General features: G+C 48.4%; 14 protein-coding genes and 2 tRNA genes. 10 read left to right on the top strand and 6 right to left on the bottom strand.

The window, feature by feature from the left end:
- Window positions 1-9 precede the first annotated feature (9 nt).
- Window positions 10-1,671 (bottom strand): AMP-binding protein, encoded by a 1,662-nt coding sequence (locus tag KFF03_RS10350; RefSeq protein WP_255856815.1) that lies wholly within the window; start codon window positions 1,669-1,671, stop codon window positions 10-12.
- A gap of 193 nt (window positions 1,672-1,864) precedes the next feature.
- On the opposite strand from KFF03_RS10350, the gene KFF03_RS10345 reads away from it, so the two are divergent.
- The 7 genes from KFF03_RS10345 (at window position 1,865) to kdsB (ending at window position 6,750) form a co-directional block, all read left to right on the top strand.
- Window positions 1,865-2,986: a putative solute-binding protein gene (locus KFF03_RS10345; RefSeq protein ID WP_255856814.1), complete on the top strand. Its 1,122-nt coding sequence runs from the start codon at window positions 1,865-1,867 to the stop codon at window positions 2,984-2,986.
- Window positions 2,987-3,097: 111 nt separating this feature from the next.
- Entirely contained in the window at window positions 3,098-3,817 is a 720-nt protein-coding gene (locus KFF03_RS10340; protein WP_255856813.1) for a Bax inhibitor-1/YccA family protein, read from the top strand.
- A 194-nt stretch (window positions 3,818-4,011) separates the two neighbouring features.
- Window positions 4,012-4,087 (top strand) — tRNA-Ala (locus KFF03_RS10335).
- A 21-nt stretch (window positions 4,088-4,108) separates the two neighbouring features.
- Window positions 4,109-4,184: transfer RNA gene (locus KFF03_RS10330), tRNA-Glu, on the top strand.
- 117 nt (window positions 4,185-4,301) lie between these two features.
- Window positions 4,302-4,865: an HAD family hydrolase gene (locus tag KFF03_RS10325; RefSeq protein WP_255856812.1), complete on the top strand. Its 564-nt coding sequence runs from the start codon at window positions 4,302-4,304 to the stop codon at window positions 4,863-4,865.
- A 60-nt stretch (window positions 4,866-4,925) separates the two neighbouring features.
- Window positions 4,926-5,939 carry an NAD-dependent epimerase gene (locus tag KFF03_RS10320; protein WP_255856811.1) on the top strand — a complete coding sequence of 338 codons (1,014 nt, stop codon included), beginning with the start codon at window positions 4,926-4,928 and terminating at the stop codon, window positions 5,937-5,939.
- A 43-nt stretch (window positions 5,940-5,982) separates the two neighbouring features.
- Window positions 5,983-6,750 (top strand): 3-deoxy-manno-octulosonate cytidylyltransferase, encoded by a 768-nt coding sequence (kdsB, locus tag KFF03_RS10315; RefSeq protein ID WP_255856810.1) that lies wholly within the window; start codon window positions 5,983-5,985, stop codon window positions 6,748-6,750.
- An 86-nt stretch (window positions 6,751-6,836) separates the two neighbouring features.
- On the opposite strand, the gene KFF03_RS10310 is transcribed toward kdsB, so the two are convergent.
- From KFF03_RS10310 to purB, 3 genes are all read right to left on the bottom strand, one after another.
- Complete coding sequence (locus KFF03_RS10310) at window positions 6,837-7,757, bottom strand: GNAT family N-acetyltransferase (RefSeq protein ID WP_255856809.1); 921 nt, start codon at window positions 7,755-7,757, stop codon at window positions 6,837-6,839.
- A gap of 11 nt (window positions 7,758-7,768) precedes the next feature.
- Window positions 7,769-8,950: a cupin domain-containing protein gene (locus KFF03_RS10305; RefSeq protein ID WP_255856808.1), complete on the bottom strand. Its 1,182-nt coding sequence runs from the start codon at window positions 8,948-8,950 to the stop codon at window positions 7,769-7,771.
- Between the two features lie 311 nt (window positions 8,951-9,261).
- Window positions 9,262-10,629 (bottom strand): adenylosuccinate lyase, encoded by a 1,368-nt coding sequence (gene purB, locus KFF03_RS10300; RefSeq protein ID WP_255860899.1) that lies wholly within the window; start codon window positions 10,627-10,629, stop codon window positions 9,262-9,264.
- Window positions 10,630-10,818: 189 nt separating this feature from the next.
- Here purB and KFF03_RS10295 point away from each other — a divergent pair, with 189 nt between their 5' ends.
- Window positions 10,819-11,406, top strand: coding sequence for a DedA family protein (locus KFF03_RS10295; protein WP_255856807.1), 588 nt, complete (start codon window positions 10,819-10,821; stop codon window positions 11,404-11,406).
- Window positions 11,407-11,414: 8 nt separating this feature from the next.
- On the opposite strand, the gene KFF03_RS10290 is transcribed toward KFF03_RS10295, so the two are convergent.
- A complete protein-coding gene (locus KFF03_RS10290; protein ID WP_255856806.1) occupies window positions 11,415-12,257 on the bottom strand; it encodes a 6-carboxytetrahydropterin synthase in 843 nt (280 codons plus the stop codon).
- 262 nt (window positions 12,258-12,519) lie between these two features.
- Here KFF03_RS10290 and KFF03_RS10285 point away from each other — a divergent pair, with 262 nt between their 5' ends.
- Window positions 12,520-15,492, top strand: coding sequence for a hypothetical protein (locus KFF03_RS10285; protein WP_255856805.1), 2,973 nt, complete (start codon window positions 12,520-12,522; stop codon window positions 15,490-15,492).
- 85 nt (window positions 15,493-15,577) lie between these two features.
- Here KFF03_RS10285 and KFF03_RS10280 read toward each other — a convergent pair whose 3' ends face one another.
- Window positions 15,578-15,787 (bottom strand): hypothetical protein, encoded by a 210-nt coding sequence (locus KFF03_RS10280; RefSeq protein ID WP_255856804.1) that lies wholly within the window; start codon window positions 15,785-15,787, stop codon window positions 15,578-15,580.
- A gap of 334 nt (window positions 15,788-16,121) precedes the next feature.
- On the opposite strand from KFF03_RS10280, the gene KFF03_RS10275 reads away from it, so the two are divergent.
- Window positions 16,122-18,299: a malate synthase G gene (locus KFF03_RS10275; RefSeq protein ID WP_255856803.1), complete on the top strand. Its 2,178-nt coding sequence runs from the start codon at window positions 16,122-16,124 to the stop codon at window positions 18,297-18,299.
- Window positions 18,300-18,330 lie beyond the last annotated feature (31 nt).

Genomic DNA, 18,330 nt, shown 5'->3' with positions numbered 1-18,330 from the left:
TTAATACCGTTATAGCCAGTTAATTTTGTCGCTTCGCTCCTGTTGAATCGTTTCCTGGTAGCGGCCTTCAAGCAGGTGGCGACGAATTTTCAGTGTTGGTGTTAGCAGTCCGTTATCGGGTGTCCAGCTTTCCTTAACAATGACAATACTATCCAGCACGGCATGACTTTCCAGTTTGGCGTTCACCTTCGATAACGTGCGTTTCAGGCTGTCATTAATGTGGTCATGGTCGTGTGATTTAGCATCTTCAGCCAGTACCACCAGTGCAATGGGTTGTTTCAGGTTTGTTCCGGTAACACACACTTGCTCAATTAATGGGTTTTCCATCAATTTGGATTCAATGGGTACCGGAGCAACATATTTGCCTTTGGCGGTTTTGAAAATCTCTTTCAGTCGACCGGTAATACGAACATAACCTTCGTCATCAATGGAGCCTTTGTCACCGGTTTTTAGGAACCCGTCTTCGGTAAATTCTTCAGCCGTTTTTTCGGGTTCAAGGTAATATTCTTTCATCAGAAAATCGCCGCGTACCTGAATTTCTCCCTCATCCGATAAACGTAGTTCAACACCTGGGTAGGGTTTGCCAATGCTGCCTACTTTATCACTGCGGAATGGATGGCTGATGGTGCCCAGTACATTGGTTTCAGACATGCCCCAGGCTTCGGTGATCTCAATGCCAATGCGTTCAAACCAACGAATGGTCGCCGGGGATAATGGCGCTGAGCCACTGCCATAAATCCTTGCGCTGTCGAGCCCCAGTTGCTGCCGAATTTTTTTCGCAACCACTTTGTTGATGATCGGGATGCTGAGCAGCAGATTCAGCTTTTTCGGCGGCATCTTGGCCAACACACCCATTTGGAATCGTGTCCACAGCCGCGGAACGGAAACGAACAGGGTGGGGGATGTGGCTTTCAAATCTTCCGGGAAGGTATCCAGGCTCTCGACAAAGGTAATTTCACAACCTGAAAAGATACTGGCACCTTCAACAACGGCGCGCTCAGTGATGTGTGCCAGAGGTAAATAGCTGAGTGCGCGGTCGGCTGGTGTCAGTTGTACCATGTCGGCAAACTGTTTACAGGCAAAAGCATAAGCTCCGAAGGTGTTAACGACACCTTTGGGGTTGCCTGTGCTGCCGGATGTATAAATGATTGTCATGGTGTCACCCAGGGATGGCACCGGATTGCCTGGGTGTGGCGGTTGGGCCTGAAGTTCCGACCAGTGGTAATCCAGTTTTACTTCTGAACGTTCAGCATTTGGATATGGAAAGCCCAGTCGTTTGATGTGACCTGGGATTGCATCGCACTGAGACAGAGTATCATCCAGTTTGCCGATGAAAATTGCCCGGCAATTACTGTGGTTTAATACGTACTGAATCGTTTCTTGTCCGGCAGTGGAGTAAATCGGAACGGAAATATGCCCGGCCATCATGATGGCAAGGTCAGAAATGAACCATTCTGCGCAATTTTTGGACAAAATGGCAATGTGGCTGCCTTGGTCAAAATTTTGTGCAATTAAAGCACTGGCAAGCCGCCTGACCTTCTGTCCTACCTCAGCCCAGGTGTATTCATGAAATACTCGATCGATTGGCTGTCTCAGATAGGTTTTATCCGGGCTGTGTTTTTCCCAGTGGTATAGTCGTTCAAGAGGTGTTTGCAGAGCAATATCTGTCATGTCAGTTATGTCCTTGTTATTTTTATGATGCTCACATTACTGGGTGTTTTTGATTTCGTCTGTTACAAAACGTAATTTATCAGTTTAAAACCCGGCTGATTGTAGGGTTGCGTGTCTTGTACTCTGCTGATTGAGCCAGGATAATGCTGTTGCGTGTCAGATAATGATAAAAATAAAACAAGGAAACTCACCAATGAAGCAGAGATGGCTTTCACTGTGGGTGGCGTTAATGTTGATGATGATTTCATCACAAACATTGGCTCGAGAGCTCACCCAGAAGCAAGTGGAGAAACTGCAATCCACTGTGATGAACAGCAACTTGCCGTTGCAGAAACGTATTCGTGCATTAACTAAAATTCATGCAGACCAGTTGGTAGATGGAAAAATCCATCGCAGCTTTTGTGTCTGGGATCCACTGGGTCAGAATGGCCCGATATATGCCACTGTTGATGATCAAAAACTCAGGTCGCTTCATTATGGCCTGGCATTGGATGTGCGTGCCTATCAAGACGAGAATCAGCTTATTTCCGATTTAAAGTCGGGTGAGTGTCAGGCCGCTTTGATGCGTGGTAATCGTGCACATGAGTTTAACCGCTTTGTTGCGACCTTGGATGCTGCAGGCGCTGTACCGGATGTTGAGCACTTCCGTATTCTTAGTCAGGTTATTGCCAGTTCTAAAATGGCTAAAAAAATGGAGCAGGGTGATTATGTGGTTGCCGGTGTTGCCTACCTGGGGGATAGCTATTTTGTCCGACAAAGTCGTTCCCGTTCTGGTTTTTCTGAATTGCAACAGCAGCGACTGGCAACAGTGGACCAGGAACCCACACTAAAGGCCATTGTGGAAGCAATAAACGCCAAAGCCCGGGTTTTGTCAGCGAATGAGGCGGCGAAGCAGTTTGTCACTGGTGAACTTGACGCCATTCTGGTTCCTGCTGTCATTTATCATGCCTTCATTGCGGGTCAGTTAAATGCGCCTATGCAGATAATGAATATGCCTCAATCCTTATCGACCATGCAATTAATTGCCCGCCGAGATGCTTTCCCAACAGGGCTGGCGCAAATGTTGCGTGAGGACTTCTTATTTAAGTTCGATTTTTATGTGAAGCGGGTTAAAGCAGAAGAGCGCAATGTGTTAGCTGAATACTGGCAGCATATCCCGGTGACAGAGCAAAAGCGTCGTGCGAAACAGCTACAGCAACTCAGGCTCAAATTGCGCGATGAGGGACTTTACGATCCGACAATGCTGAGAATTATGCGAAAAGTACGGTGTAAGCTTGATCCAACGAACAGTGAGTGCATTGATGTTGTCGAATGATTTACAGATCGATGTGAGTAAAGAAAGATAAACCCTGAAGTTTGTCGGTGTTAAGCGGCCGGAGCCTCAGCTACAATCAAAGCAGTTAAAAAATCCTAACAGGAGCAGGAAATGAGCAATCGTCCCGATTACTTAAATATGAAACAAGGCCATGCCCAGGATGCGGTGGCTGAGCCGGTTGATTTTCAGCAGCAATCTGGCGTGATCTCGCATGACGGTCGTAAAGTGCTGCGCAATACCTATGCACTGTTGTCTATGACACTGATTTTCAGTGGTGTGATGGCAGCTGTATCCGTGGCTTTTAACGTTCCACACTTTGGCCTGCTGACATTGGTTGGCTATTTTGCTTTGTTGTTCCTTGTTGAGAAAACCAAAAACAGTGCGATGGGGCTGGTATCAGTATTTGCCCTGACTGGCTTTATGGGACTGACTCTTGGGCCAATTATTTCATTTTATTCCAGCCTGCCAGGTGGTTCTGAAACCATTGCCATGGCGATGGGAACAACCGGGTTGATCTTTATGGCGATGTCAGGTTGGGTATTAAGTACTGGTAAAGACCTGAGTGGCTGGGGCAAGACTCTGATGGTAGGTATTCTGGTTGCTTTTGTTTGTTCTCTGGGTGCTTTCTTCTTTGAAATTCCAGCGCTGTCGTTAGCCGTATCTGCCATGTTTATCATGTTGATGTCCGGTTTAATTGCTTATGAAACCAGTGCGATTCTGCATGGCGGTGAAACCAACTATATTTCTGCAACCGTTACCTTATATGTCGCCATTTACAACCTGTTCCTGTCATTGCTGCAGATTCTGGGTGTAATGGGCTCAGATGATTAATCTTTGATTGTTTGACCTCTTTCAAGCCCCGCTGGCAATGTCAGCGGGGCTTTTGTTTTATTGGCCTGCCGTTTTCTGAAACGCCGTGATGAAAGAGGTAAGTTGTTGTTTTAGAGAAATATTTTTCAGGAAGTTGAATAAATAGTGTTGACACATTAGATGCTCAGCCGTAATATGCGCCCACGTTTTGAGACGGGGCCTTAGCTCAGCTGGGAGAGCGCAACACTGGCAGTGTTGAGGTCAGCGGTTCGATCCCGCTAGGCTCCACCAAATCTCAATTCCAGTCTTAGTGTCCCCATCGTCTAGAGGCCTAGGACACCGCCCTTTCACGGCGGTAACAGGGGTTCGAATCCCCTTGGGGATGCCATTTCTTTCTGGCTATGTTCATAGTCTTCATGAAATGACTATCAAGTTATTACTCCTGCTGTTAATCCGTTAAAGCTGTCTGTTACGATAGAATAAACTGTGGTTTAAGGAGTGTCTTATGGTTCATATTCCAAATGCGGTTAAAGAAAAAGCGCGTGCCATCGAATTAGTTGTATTTGATGTTGATGGTGTTCTGACGGATGGTACGCTCAGCTATTCTGCCAACGGCGAAGAAGTAAAACATTTTAATGTTAAAGATGGCGTTGGTATTAAACTGTTAGCCGATTATGACGTTGTGACAGCGATTATCTCTGCTAAAGATTCTGCTCCGTTAACCCGGCGCGCTTCCGATTTGGGGATTGGCCATTTTTACCCTGGCTGCAAAGACAAATGGGCACAATTGTCAGTATTGATGGATGACTTAATGCTATCACCGCATCAGGTTTGTTATGTGGGTGATGATGTGATTGACCTGAAGGTGATGAAGCGCGTTGGCTTGAGTATCGCTCCAAAAGATGCGTTTTGGCTGGTACAGGAGCACGCTGATCTTATTACCGATGCGATGGGTGGCAAAGGTGTTGCGCGTGAAGTTGCTGATATTGTTCTGGGTAGCCGTATGCCGTTGGATGAAGCTTACATCAAAGCTATGTTGCCTGAATTTGAAAATTCGCGTAGCGAATAAAATTCCAGTTCCGGGTAATTTTTAAAGCACTAAAATCGAATCAAACACGAGTCAGTCATTGTGAAAATATTAGTTACCGGCGCGGCCGGATTTATTGGGTCGTTTACCAGTAAGCAATTTGTTGAGCAGGGACATCAGGTTGTTGGTGTTGATAACTTAAATGACTATTACGATGTTTCTCTGAAAGAAAGTCGATTGCAGTGGCTGGCTGAATTAGATGGCTTTGAATTTAAAAAAGTCGAACTCGCCAATCGTGATGAAGTAGAGGCGGTATTCGCTGAGCATCAGTTTGATCGGGTGGTGCATTTAGCGGCTCAGGCTGGGGTGCGTTATTCTATTGAAAATCCACATGCTTACGTTGATAGCAACTTGGTAGGCTTTGTGAATATTCTGGAAGCCTGTCGCCACAACCAAGTAGGTCACCTGGTGTATGCATCTTCCAGTTCTGTTTATGGTTTAAATACCGATATTCCGTATTCCACATCCGATCGGGTTGATCATCCGGTTTCTTTGTATGCGGCGACTAAAAAGTCTAACGAGTTAATGGCGCATACCTATTCGCATTTATACGGTTTGCCAACGACCGGCCTGCGCTTCTTTACTGTGTATGGCCCGTGGGGGCGTCCGGATATGGCGTATTTCGGTTTCACTAAGAAAATTCTTGGTGGCGAGACTATTGATGTCTATAACCATGGCAAGATGCAGCGAGACTTCACTTATATTGACGATATCGTTGAAGGTGTGACTCGGATTACGCAGAAAATTCCAACCGGTGCTGGCGCTGACTGGACGCCGGAGTCGGGTGATACCAGTCGCAGTTCCGCGCCGTACAAGATTTATAATATTGGTAATCACAATACTGTACAGCTGGGCGACTTTATCCAGACGATTGAAGATGTTCTGGGTGTTGAGGCGAAGAAAAACTACATGGATATGCAGGCGGGTGATGTCGTGCGAACATATGCCAATGTTGATGACCTCATTGAAGACGTGGATTTTGCACCCAATACGCCTTTGAAAGAGGGCATTGAGAAATTTGCACTTTGGTATCGTGACTACTACGACGATAAGTAAGTTTCGGGGCGATCAGTAAAATACGGAAGGTTAAAGAAGTTAAATGTCAGACTATAAAATTGTTATTCCGGCGCGTTATGCATCATCGCGCTTGCCTGGGAAGCCGCTGATCGAGTTGGCAGGTAAAACCATGATCCAGCATGTTTACGAACGTGCTGTTGAAACTGGTATTCAGGATATTGTGATTGCCACCGATAATGAGCGTATCCAGCGTGAAGCGGAGTCGTTTGGTGCGGAGGTGGTGATGACGTCGCCAGATCATGAAAACGGTACCGAAAGAATCGCTGAGGTCGCAAAAATCAAGGGCTGGGGTGACGATGTGGTGATCGTTAATCTGCAGGGTGATGAGCCACTGATTCCGCAGGAGTTGATTGAAAAGACCGCCGCGAGTTTAATTAATTACCCCGATGCGGGTATGAGCTCAGTATGCACGCCGTTATCGGGTAATCATGATGCCTTTGATCCTAATGTGGTGAAAGTCGTACTGGATAAAGATCAGTTTGCCATGTACTTCAGCCGTGCTTCGATTCCATGGGATCGTGATGGTTATAAAAATGGTACGGACGAAATGACGGCTAAAATGCCGGTTTACCGACATATTGGTATGTACGGCTATCGTGTTTCTTTTTTGCGCCAGTATCAGAATATGGAAGTGTGTGCGTTAGAAACAACCGAAGCGCTCGAGCAATTGCGTGCACTTTGGTATGGCGTAAAAATTCATATGTCGATTATTGATGAGCCTCCGGGTCATGGTATTGATACGCCAGAGGATGTTGAGCGGGTAGAGCAGTTGCTGCTGCAACAGCAATAAATCAGTGACTAAACAAGGCTATATCAAAAACGATATGGCCTTTTTTTATTGGCGAGCTTTTATGTGTGAGCTTCTTGTTTGTGCACTTACAGTCGTAGTTGTCGTGCTTCACGTGTTGGTTGTGCCGCACGCCATAAATCGGCAAATTCGCGCTTGTGGCGAATCGTTGTAACGCGGCAATTAAAGCAGGCTTTTACATGTGAGCCCTGAATCAACAGATAGCCATCCGGATCAAATAATGCTCCATTCAGAGTGAGGCCGCTGTGAACTTTAACGCAAATCCGGCTGCTGATGCGGTTACTCAAGCGAATCAGAGGGTGATCGCTGATGCCTGGGTATTCATTGCGGATTAACAAATCAATCTGGCGACGGCTTGAGCTGCGTAAGTAGCGTTTAATACAGTCCAGCGTCCCTTGTGATGACCACATCGGATGTTGTAACTCGGTAATGCCGATGAATAATTTACGCGGTTTGTTTTGGCAGGCAATCTGAAATAAACCTTCGATGGCGGCTTCGTTTTCCAGCTGATACAGCTCAGAATCTTTGCCCATTTCAAACGTTGAAGAAGCAACACCGTTACCGCGACCAATCGCTTTGGTCATGGTCAAATGAGGAATGCCAGCATCCCAGAAGAACTCAATCTGGGGGATAAAGCCATTGTGCAGATAGAAGTTATACGCCTGTGCCTGAACCGAGGCTTTGAGTAATCGGCCGCGCAGTTCGACCTGATAATAATCGCCTATGGCGCGAATCAAGCGTGAACCCCAGTGGTTGTGTCGGTGTTCGGCCAATACAGCCATGCGGCCGAAGTAGCCATCTTTAAACAGGCGGGCGCAGCCAACCGGACGCTTGCCATCAAACGCAATAAAGTGAATGGCCTGGTTGTCTTTGTCGTCCCACTCTTCGTTGGCGGGAACACCTTGTTCTTCGACAAAAACTTTCTGGCGAATGTCTCTCAGTATGTCGCGATAACTCCGATCCGACCAGCTGACTACTTTAACTTCCAACCGCTTTTTCCTTACTCTTCGCTATACAGTAATTGTTGAGACCAGAGTGTTTGCAGCAGAGACCGACCGCTGTTTGTGGTTGCCATCTCGATCAACTTATCTGTCTCATAATGTCCATAATCGCTCAGATATGTGATCAAGGGCAAGTCATTCAGGGGCAATTCTGTATGGCTTCCCTGGAAGAAAAACTCACAGCTTTGTGTGTTTTGGCTGTAGGCAAAACGCGAAAATTCCGACTTGTTGATATGGTCAGTGGCTGTAAAAAGTTCGCAGAGCTGTGACCACTCCGGTTCTTCCTGTGCATCTGGCTGGTGTTCTGGGTATTTAGCTTCTGTCATCAACTTACCAAGAATACGTTGGCATACGGCATCGTCTTCAAGAGCTGCTTTCAGGGTGTTGCGTAATCGCTGAGCGGCTTGTGAATCGATCAGGCCGGGTGATTCTAATGGTTGCAGGTCTGAGTCCTGATAGCGCTGGTCTTCATTGGCGCTGACCAATATTTCATCCAGTGTCGCCTGGGCCAGTTCCAGTTGTGACGGTGCTCGAAAGCCAATGGAATAGGTCATGCACTCGCCTCGGGCAATGCCATGATGTGCCAGTTGAGGTGGTAGGTACAGCATATCTCCTGGGTTTAATACCCAGGAATCGGTTTCATTAAACTCTTCTAAAACCCGGATTTGTGGACCCTTAATAAAAGGACTTTGATCATCACACATCTGGCCAATGGACCATTCTCGCTGGCCTTCAGCTTGCAGTAAAAAAACATCGTATTGGTCGTAATGTGGGCCAACATTACCGCCGTCGACGGCATAGCTGATCATTAAGTCATCGATGCGCCAGGACGGAATAAAGCGGAAATGTTCGAGTAGCTCCGCCGCTTCAGGAATCCAATGATCAACGCCCTGAATCAGCAGCGTCCATTTGTTTTCAGGTAAGGCACGGAAGTCATCCTCAGTGAATGGCCCGCACTTTAACTGCCATGGGTCACCATTTTTTCCATCGCCTTTATCGCCGGGGATACCATCTTCGATGATCAGACGGGATTCAATTTCTGCTTCGAGGCTGAGGCCCGCTAGTTCATCGGCGGGTAATAAGGGGTCAAAGTCAGGCCAGGCGTTGCGGATCAGGACGGGCTTTTTTTGCCAGTAATCGCGCAGGAATTCTTCAACGGATAAGTGACCTAGGACGTGCATAGAAAGAGCCTTTAGTGCTTTAAGCTACCAACCAGTAATTTGTTCTGCCGCCGGATCAGAGGCACATCCCTGTGCCTTTGATCCTACCGCAACATCCTGTTGCTGCTTTCGAACAAACAACTGGTCGGCAGCTTGATGCCGCTGAGACGGATTCTTTTTAGAGCAGCGACAGGATGTCGCGGTAGCCCGGCAGGGGCATGGATGCCCCTTCGGGGCGGCGGCTAAAAGAATCCGTGTTAGTGGCATTGTGGGGGTTGTTCAACAAAAAAGCCCCGACGAATCAGGGCTTTGCAGTTGACTTCAGCAAATGCTTAAACCGCTTTTGCCTGCGCTGCCGCATTACCAATATACGCTGCTGGTGTCATGGCGTTCAGCTCGTCTTTCACTGCTTGTGGCAGCTCCAGGCTAGCAATAAAGTCGCCCATGGCATCCTGAGTGATGGCTTTGCCACGAGTGAAGGCTTTCAGCTTCTCGTATGGCTGTTCAATGCCATAACGGCGCATCACGGTTTGGATTGGCTCGGCCAATACTTCCCAGGCGTTATTAAGATCTTCAGCTAAACGCTGTTCGTTGACTTCCAGCTTGCTAATGCCTTTCATGGTCGCTGCATAAGCAATCAGGCTATAACCAGCACCAACACCCATGTTGCGCAGTACGGTAGAGTCCGTCAGGTCACGCTGCCAGCGAGAGATTGGCAGTTTTTGCGCCATGTGTGCCAGAACCGCATTGGCTAAGCCCAGGTTACCTTCGGAGTTTTCGAAGTCGATTGGGTTAACTTTGTGCGGCATAGTCGAAGAGCCCACTTCGCCAGCAATGGTCTTCTGCTTGAAGTAACCGTTGGAGATGTATGCCCAGATATCGCGGTCGAAGTCGATTACGATGGTGTTGAAACGAGCGATGGCATCAAACAGCTCAGCGATGTAATCGTGTGGCTCGATCTGAGTGGTGTACGGGTTCCAGTTAATGCCTAAAGAAGTAACGAACTCTTCGGCATTCGCTTGCCAGTCAACGTCCGGGTAAGCGGAGATGTGAGCGTTGTAGTTACCAACCGCGCCGTTGATTTTGCCCAGCATCTGCACGTCTTCGATTTGCTTGATCTGGCGCTCCAGGCGAGCCACCACGTTTGCCATCTCTTTACCCAGAGTAGAAGGAGAGGCGGTTTGGCCGTGGGTGCGGGATAACATTGGCAGTTCGGCGTGCTCATGAGCCAGGGCGCGAATCGCATTGGCGATGTCACGCATCGCTGGCAGCAGAACCTCATCACGACCCGCACGCAGCATGATGGCATGCGACAGGTTGTTGATGTCTTCCGAGGTGCAGGCGAAGTGAACAAATTCGTTGACCTTGTTCAGCTCTTCATTGCCTTCAAACTTCTCTTTGATGAAGTACTCAACCGCTTTTACATCATGGTTAGTCGTAGCTTCAATATCTTTGATGCGTTGTGCATCGGCCTCGCTGAAATCGCTGACGATGGCATCCAGCTGTGCCTGAGTTTCGGCAGAAAAAGCCGGTACTTCAGTAATGGCTTCGTGAGCAGCCAGGCGTTGCAGCCAACGGATTTCTACTTCGACGCGGGCACGAATCAGGCCGTATTCAGAAAAAATCGGGCGCAGAGCGGCGGTTTTGCTGCCGTAGCGGCCATCAATAGGAGAAATTGCAGTTAACGCAGACAGTTCCAAAGAGGTGGACATACGTAATCTCAACGAGGCAGTGAATGAAAAGGCGCAAGATTCTAACGGATTTTTCCCCTGAACTCAGCTATTGGGGGAAAATTCTCTGCCATTAATTGCAACATAAAGATGGTAAACTCGATTTTTGTTTATTGGTCGTAGCTTTTACGGACTGTTATTTGTTATTGGTTCACCTTCATGCTTGATTCACTGTTAACCTATTCTGATCATCCGGCCTGGATTGTTCTCATCATTATTGTTTCCACCTTTATGCTCGAAGACCTGGCGATCATTGGTGCCGCCTTATTGGCCGCCAGTGGCAAAGTCTCGGCAGAGGTGGCGTTTCTAGCGACCTGTACCGGCATGTTTATCGGCGACTCGGCTCTGTACCTGTTTGGCCGGGCTGCGCATTTTTCCCCCTGGTTAGCAAAACGCTTTCAGCACAATATGATTCAGCGTCAGGTGGCGCCATTGCAAAAAGCGCCGTGGCACCAGTTAGCACTGATCCGCTGTATGCCGGGGTTGCGCACGTTTGGTTATATCGCCTGTGGTCTGGCAAAAGTACCTGGCTGGACTTTCACTATTGCGAATGTTGTGTCCATCTGGGTGTGGGCCGCCGCTATTTTTGGTGTGGCGTATGTTTTCGGTAAGCAATATGCCGACTCCATGGCCGAGTGGTTGTGGTGGTTGTTGCCGGTGGCGTTGACTGTTTTTATTCTGGGGCAGCGCAAACTGCGCCAGAATATGGAAGAGGAAGACTTTCGTAATTCAGAGCAGGCAGGTTGAGCCAGTCATTATGCAATGGCAATGGCAATGGCGCCTTTATTAACGCCTTCAAAGGCTTGTGCTTTTATCTCAGCGTTGGGGAATTGCAGTTTGATGGTCTGAGCCAGGTGGCTGGCAATAAATTCGACCGTGGTGTCAGTGTTCATCAGATAACAGTGATCTTCCGGCATCCATAATTCAAACTCACCTTGCTGTGCCTGATAGCGATAGTGAATTTCGCCGTTATCATGTGACACAATATCCTCCTGGCTGCCCAGGTAAATATCCGCCCATTGTCTTGCCCAGAGTTGTTCCTGTTCAGCAGAACGTTGTCCGTCAATAAAAATCTTAATGCGAGAGCGATGGCCATGGGCTATACGCTGGCAGTTTCCATCGTGTTTTTTCAGGCCATGACTGTAGTGGTAAGAGGCACCGTTGATGGCTTCCGCTTCAAAACTGAGAGTCAGCTGTTCGACATTAACCGGAAAAAAGGCGCGCAATTGTTCGCGACACCATTGTGCCACCGACTCTGCATTAATGGCTTCTGCATCGACCAGAGCAACGGCTTGTTTGGGCGCTTTCATCCGCAATGTTTTGCCATCAGCGTATTGCCAGCTCAGATCCACCCGATCGTTTTCGAGGGTATAACTCAGATTGGGGCTTTTGACTGGCAACAATAAACGGTGATCCACATCGTCATCCAGCCAGTTGCGCAGTACTTTTTTTACCACGCCAAAATCACAAATCATTCCCTGATCATCAAGGGCGCCATCCAGCAGGGCTGAGGCCCACCAGGTTTCACCGACCATGCCGCGCTGGGCATCCAGGTAGCTGAAATCGACATTGGTTAACTGATCAACGAATAATTGCATAGAGCCTCCAAAAAGCGGCGGGCATTTTAGCCAAAAAGCCTGTGCCTGTTAACTCTGCTGACTACCTGGACAGAATTATTTTCATCATTTACCAAACCTTACGGCCGCAACAGCAAACACAGGCAAATAAACCCTGTTATGATAGCGGCCATTTCGTGTCAGCGTTGTCTTAATCTTGGCCGCCCTCAATGTTCAAAATTGGCATAGGGATTTAAAATTGGCCTGGAGGCAGTGCAATCAACATTTGATGGTTTAGGAAGTTATGCAAAAACATGGGTTTATGCCGATTGCTGTATTGATGGCAGCTGTTCTGGCGGCAGGATGTAGTAACGACTCTGATAGTGATTCCAGTGACTCAAATATTGATGTCTCGGTACAGGTGAATCAGGAAGATATTCAGTATGGCCTGGTGCGCTCACAAATTATTGCGGCTTCGGGTCTGCCTTCTGCTGATTTTGAGTTACAGCCAATAGTCTCTTCTGCAGAAGCCGATACTGAAGGTCAGGTAACCATCGCCATTCCCGAAAACGACCTTCACCAGTTTCAACTCACTGGTCGTGAGCAGGATCTGAGTCGTGATGCGAACGGAACAACACGCACCTGTCAGTGGGTAGCGGGTTGTGCCAATAACGTTGCTTTTGCCTCTACCTATCCAGTCACCACAGGCATGGACTGGCGAACGGTTGCGTTCGGGTTGCGTAATAATGAACACGTTCGTTTAACGCCGCTCACTGACCTGGCAGCCGAACTGGGGTTGCAGCTGAGTTATGTGGAAAATCTTCAAGGAGATGATTCACTGGGGATTACTCCAGAACAAAATGTTTGGGTTGAAACCGGGTTTTATTCTCCAAACTCTGCTGTTCAATCGATTTCCCAGGTCAGCAAATTATTCGCTATTGATGATATTCAGACCCGTGAGCCTGCGGATCTGACACAGCTGAATGAGTGGGCAACGGTAAACACTGGTGCTGCTCTCTACTCAATCCGTTACGGCGCGATTCTCGCCGCCTGGCAAAAACTGTCTCAGGACTACACCGCTGCAAATCCGGATAAAGGCACGTTTGCTCAGGCGGTTGGCGCAGATTTGGTCAGCAATAAAGGACAATTGATTCAGTCGGGTGGCGACCAGGCGGTGTCTCTGGCGCAGATTTACACCCTGGCAGCCGACAACCTGAAGCAGGTTGAAGGGCTGAATGCCGAGGTGTCGGCATTTGTCGCCTCAGTCGTTAACTCGTTGGAGTCAGAAGCGGCAGTATTAAACGGCAACCCAGGTCAGCTTACTGCGATTGTGCCGGAAACCGTGGCCACACTAATTGGTGAGAGTCTGGCGAATGATATCGAGTTGGGCATTGAACGCTCAAAAGCCTTTTTACGTTTGTTAGGTGATGGTAGCGGTTTCTTTGAAACTGGTTATCAGGAGCGCATTAAGGCTTATCGTGATGAATTGCGTCAAATTGGTAATGATCAACAAGCTAACTTTAATGCCATCGTTGATGCTTTCATCAAAACACGCCAGTTATACCTGGAGTGTCTGTCCGCCAACGGTGCCTGCCCGACCCATGAAGGTGAGCCTGGTTGGGAATGGCTGCAATCGGCCAGTTTTGCGAACAATGTCTTAACCATTAATAACGGACAGGTGACAGTCTCTCAGGCGGTTGCTGATGTTAATCCATCCGATACCGATGATAACCCGGCTCAGTCACAGGCGATTGATCTGTTGATTAAGGGTACTTACCAGCAGGGTGGCTTAACCTTTGTGGTTGACCATACCTATACCGATGCGGATGAGCGTGACGAAATATCGGTGCCGGCTGGCATTCGTATTTTTTACCCGCAAGCCGTTTCTGAAATTCAAACCACAATGGAAGAAATTGCTTATGAAATCCGTTGGGCTGATTTCAACTTTTCAGCCAATGAAGGACAGGCGAATGAATTTGAACTGGAAGGTGCATTTACCCAATTTTATCGTGGTGTAAAAAATCCGGATAACGACGCGGATGAACGCCGTTTTAATATTGAGACGGTCACGTTGCGTGGCCGTATTTCCGATACCATTCAGGGTGAAAACTCTGACGATAATGATTTCACCACCCTGAGCTTATCGGCGCGCTCACTCAATGCCGATACGTTTTATCCTGAGCTGAAGTTTGCTTCCTTTAATGGCTTTTTATCCGAGCGTACCAATCCGGCTCATCCTGAAGGCAGTGTAGAAAGTGATCTGGCGATGTATCGCTTTGGCCAGGAACAGTTACAGGTTCAGGTTGCTGAATATTTTGACCTGATCGTGCCGCTCGGTGAGTCGCTTCGTTATCGTTTCTTACCCACTCGTTCAGTGGAAGACGATTCTGACCTGGACGGTGATGGTGATCGAGATGACTTTGTCATTACTCATGATTTCGAGCGTTGTACGTTAAAGAACGACAATGGCAGCTGGGTGGTCGATCGTTGTGATGGTCGCCAGCGTTTATTGGGCGAACGTGATGTTCAGGACTCTCTGAATCAGCTGTGGGAAGTGGGGGTGTTATCGCGGATTAATATCGACAATCGTGGCACCTATTTTATCGATTGGCCAACCGTTAAAAATCCCGATAACCAGCAGTGTCTGATTCTGGATGAGGTGACAGGTACGGCTTCGATGAGTGGCACACTGTACGCTCCTGTGGTGTTGGGATTAAATGCATTGCGCTTTACCACCGAAGTCGTGCTCGACGATGATGATTCCAGTACCAGTGACCCGCGTACTTTGCTGGATGCTTCTCTTTTGTTATCAACTCCGGATAGTTATCAGGTCAATGCGGCCATTTCACACGATTACAGTGAGACAAGTGCTGATAGCGGATTAACGTTGGGAACGGGCTCAGGCCTCGATCAGATTGTGCTGAGCTACGACACCCGTGGGGAAGTGGCGAAATCCGGAAACGTTACCATCTTCAAAGACGGTGTTTCTTTGACACTGGATGATGGCTCGACGGAAACGGTGGATAGTACGCTGGTTACGTCGGTTCGCCAGCAGAGCAGCGCGGCGCCGTTGCCATATACGTTTGTGAGCAATGCTGAAGGCCGCTTTGAGCGTTGTGTGTTGCGCAATGACGCTGAAGCTGAAGACGCCTCGACATTAGAAGATGCCATTATCCCAATTAACTTCCGTGGCGTTGTTTACGGCCAGATTCGTCAGGAAAACAATATCTGGGTTGCTCGTTTTGTGAACGGCGAATTTGTAGTTGTTGGCAGATAAAGTGCGTGTGGCTAAGGTTGTCGGCTGACAACCTTAGCATTCTCTCCGATTGTTTTTGACGTACTTCTTGTACCGAAACGGGTGATTAAATCATCACGCCCGGGGCAATGTGGTGGGGCAACTTCACCACGGTACTAGGCCTGTCTGTTTTCCTTCCTTTAAGCCACGGATGCTTTTCGCCGGTCAATCCCGGCTGAATCTTTTCGATTTTTCCACCGTGTTTCAGAAATTGTTCAATGTGTTTTTCCAGCTCCTGCTGACGCTGCTCGGCGGGTGCCTGCTTTTTGTTACTCATACATGACCTCTTTGAATTCATACATGATGCATCTTTTATGTATAGGTATTGTATAGCTTTTGTCTTTCACGCGAAAAGTATGGAAATGTCAGCAGTTAAAGGGGAGAGGCAGCAGGTCAGACACAATGAATCAAAGTGGCAGTGCATAGCTCGTATTTATGCGCCTTATCCCGGACATAAATTTGGGTTATAGGAGAAGACTGAATCGATAGGTATACTTCGGCGACTTTATATTGGGTTAGCTGTTTTATTGAGTGCCATGGCCTATAAAACACCTGACTGTATGGACTCGGGTTCTGCATGGCAGAATCCATTATTAACTTGAGGCTTAATCATGACTGCATACGTTCAGAAGGGTGGCATCCAGGTCGCTCAGGAACTGTACGATTTCATCACCGACAAAGCGATTCCAGGTACCGGCGTTGATGCCGAAAAATTCTGGGCAGACTTTGACCAAATCGCTAACGAGCTGGCTCCTAAGAATAAGGCGCTGCTGGCTAAGCGTGATGATCTGCAAGCTAAAATCGATGCATATCACTCTGAGCGTCGCGGTCAGGATTTAAACTTCCCGGAATACAAAGCATTCCTGCAGGAAATTGGCTACCTGCTGCCAGAAGGTGAAGACTTTGCGGCGACAACGGCCAATGTTGAGCCTGAAATTGCTCAAATGGCTGGCCCTCAGCTGGTTGTGCCGATCATGAATGCACGTTTTGCTCTGAACGCTTCCAACGCTCGTTGGGGTTCTCTGTACGATGCGCTGTACGGCACTAAAGCAATCTCTGAAGAAGGTGGCGCAGAGAAAGGTCCTGGTTACAACCAGGTACGTGGCGACAAAGTTATCGCTTATGCCCGTAACTTCCTGAACGAAGCAGCGCCTCTGGCGGCTGGCGATCAAGCTGATAGCACTAAATACGCGATCGAAGATGGCAAGTTGGTTGTGACTCTGAAAGACGGTTCTGTAACTGGTCTGAAAGACGAAGCTCAACTGCAAGGCTTCACCGGTGACGCGAGCGCACCGACTGGCATCCTGCTGCAAAACAACGGCCTGCGTTTTGAAATTCAGATCGATGCTACTAGCCCAATCGGTTCTACCGATGCGGCTGGCGTAAAAGACATCGCGATGGAATCGGCACTGACCACCATTATGGACTGTGAAGACTCCGTTGCTTGTGTTGATGGCGCAGACAAAGTGATTGCTTATGGCAACTGGTTAGGTCTGATGAAAGGCGACCTGGCTGAAGAAGTTTCCAAAGGTGGCACGACCTTTACTCGTACAATGAACCCAGACCGTGAGTACACCGGCCTGAATGGCGAGACTTTCACTGTGAAAGGCCGCTCGATGCTGTTCGTACGTAACGTTGGTCACCTGATGACTAACCCTGCAATCCTGCTGGCTGATGGTTCTGAAGTGCCGGAAGGCATCATGGATGCCATGATGACCACCATGATCGCTATGCACGATCTGAAAGGTAATGCGCCATTCCAGAACTCGACGACTGGTTCTGTGAACATCGTTAAACCTAAGATGCACGGTCCTGAAGAAGTTGCGTTCGCAAACGAACTGTTTGGTCGTGTTGAAGATGCTCTGGGTCTGCCACGCTTCACTATGAAGATGGGCATCATGGACGAAGAACGTCGCACCACCGTTAACCTGAAAGAGTGTATCCGTTCTGCGAAAGACCGTGTTGTATTCATTAACACTGGCTTCTTAGACCGTACTGGTGACGAGTTGCACACCTCTATGCTGGCAGGTCCTTTTGTTGCTAAGACTGTTATGAAGCAACAAACCTGGATCAACGCTTACGAAGATTGGAACGTAGACACTGGTCTGGAAACTTCCCTGTCTGGCCGTGCTCAGATCGGTAAAGGCATGTGGCCGATCCCGGATGAGATGGGCATGATGATGGAGCAGAAAATTGGCCACCCTAAAGCCGGTGCTAACACGGCATGGGTTCCATCTCCAACGGCTGCGACTCTGCACGCTATGCACTACCACACAGTAGACGTATTCGCCGTACAGGAAGAGCTGAAGAAGCGTGAACACGCCAACGTAGATGACATCCTGACTGTGCCTCTGATGAGCAAAGCAGAAGCCGATGCGCTGACGCCTGAGTTCATCCAGAACGAAATCGACAACAACTGTCAGGGTATCCTGGGTTACGTTGTACGTTGGGTTGACGCGGGTGTTGGTTGTTCCAAAGTACCTGATATCAACAACGTTGGCCTGATGGAAGACCGCGCAACTCTGCGTATCTCTTCTCAGCACGTGGCTAACTGGTTAGAGCACGGCATCTGTACTAAAGAACAGGTTGAAGACAGCCTGAAGCGTATGGCTGCTGTTGTAGATGGTCAGAATGCTAACGATCCTGCTTACATTGCGATGGCGCCAAACTTTGATGGCATCGCGTTCCAGGCAGCTTCTGATCTGATCTTCAAAGGTAAAGAGCAGCCAAGTGGTTACACTGAGCCACTGCTGCACGCTTACCGCCTGAAGTTCAAAGCGGCTCAGTAAGTTAAGCCGTTCGGTCATCAGCGCTCAGGCG

It is taken from the genome of Bacterioplanoides sp. SCSIO 12839, assembly GCF_024397975.1.
In the GTDB taxonomy this organism is placed as follows: domain Bacteria; phylum Pseudomonadota; class Gammaproteobacteria; order Pseudomonadales; family Oceanobacteraceae; genus Bacterioplanoides.
Note: the sequence above shows the minus strand (reverse complement) of the source record. Positions and strands in the feature narration are given on the sequence as shown.

What these genes read in the sequence shown, in the direction of transcription:
- KFF03_RS10350 (WP_255856815.1), bottom strand. Translation starts at nt 1,671, where the DNA reads ATGACAGATATTGCTCTGCAAACACCTCTTGAACGACTATACCACTGG.
- KFF03_RS10345 (WP_255856814.1), top strand. Translation starts at nt 1,865, where the DNA reads ATGAAGCAGAGATGGCTTTCACTGTGGGTGGCGTTAATGTTGATGATG.
- KFF03_RS10340 (WP_255856813.1), top strand. Translation starts at nt 3,098, where the DNA reads ATGAGCAATCGTCCCGATTACTTAAATATGAAACAAGGCCATGCCCAG.
- KFF03_RS10325 (WP_255856812.1), top strand. Translation starts at nt 4,302, where the DNA reads ATGGTTCATATTCCAAATGCGGTTAAAGAAAAAGCGCGTGCCATCGAA.
- kdsB (WP_255856810.1), top strand. Translation starts at nt 5,983, where the DNA reads ATGTCAGACTATAAAATTGTTATTCCGGCGCGTTATGCATCATCGCGC.
- KFF03_RS10305 (WP_255856808.1), bottom strand. Translation starts at nt 8,950, where the DNA reads ATGCACGTCCTAGGTCACTTATCCGTTGAAGAATTCCTGCGCGATTAC.
- KFF03_RS10295 (WP_255856807.1), top strand. Translation starts at nt 10,819, where the DNA reads ATGCTTGATTCACTGTTAACCTATTCTGATCATCCGGCCTGGATTGTT.
- KFF03_RS10290 (WP_255856806.1), bottom strand. Translation starts at nt 12,257, where the DNA reads ATGCAATTATTCGTTGATCAGTTAACCAATGTCGATTTCAGCTACCTG.
- KFF03_RS10285 (WP_255856805.1), top strand. Translation starts at nt 12,520, where the DNA reads ATGCAAAAACATGGGTTTATGCCGATTGCTGTATTGATGGCAGCTGTT.
- KFF03_RS10280 (WP_255856804.1), bottom strand. Translation starts at nt 15,787, where the DNA reads ATGAGTAACAAAAAGCAGGCACCCGCCGAGCAGCGTCAGCAGGAGCTG.
- KFF03_RS10275 (WP_255856803.1), top strand. Translation starts at nt 16,122, where the DNA reads ATGACTGCATACGTTCAGAAGGGTGGCATCCAGGTCGCTCAGGAACTG.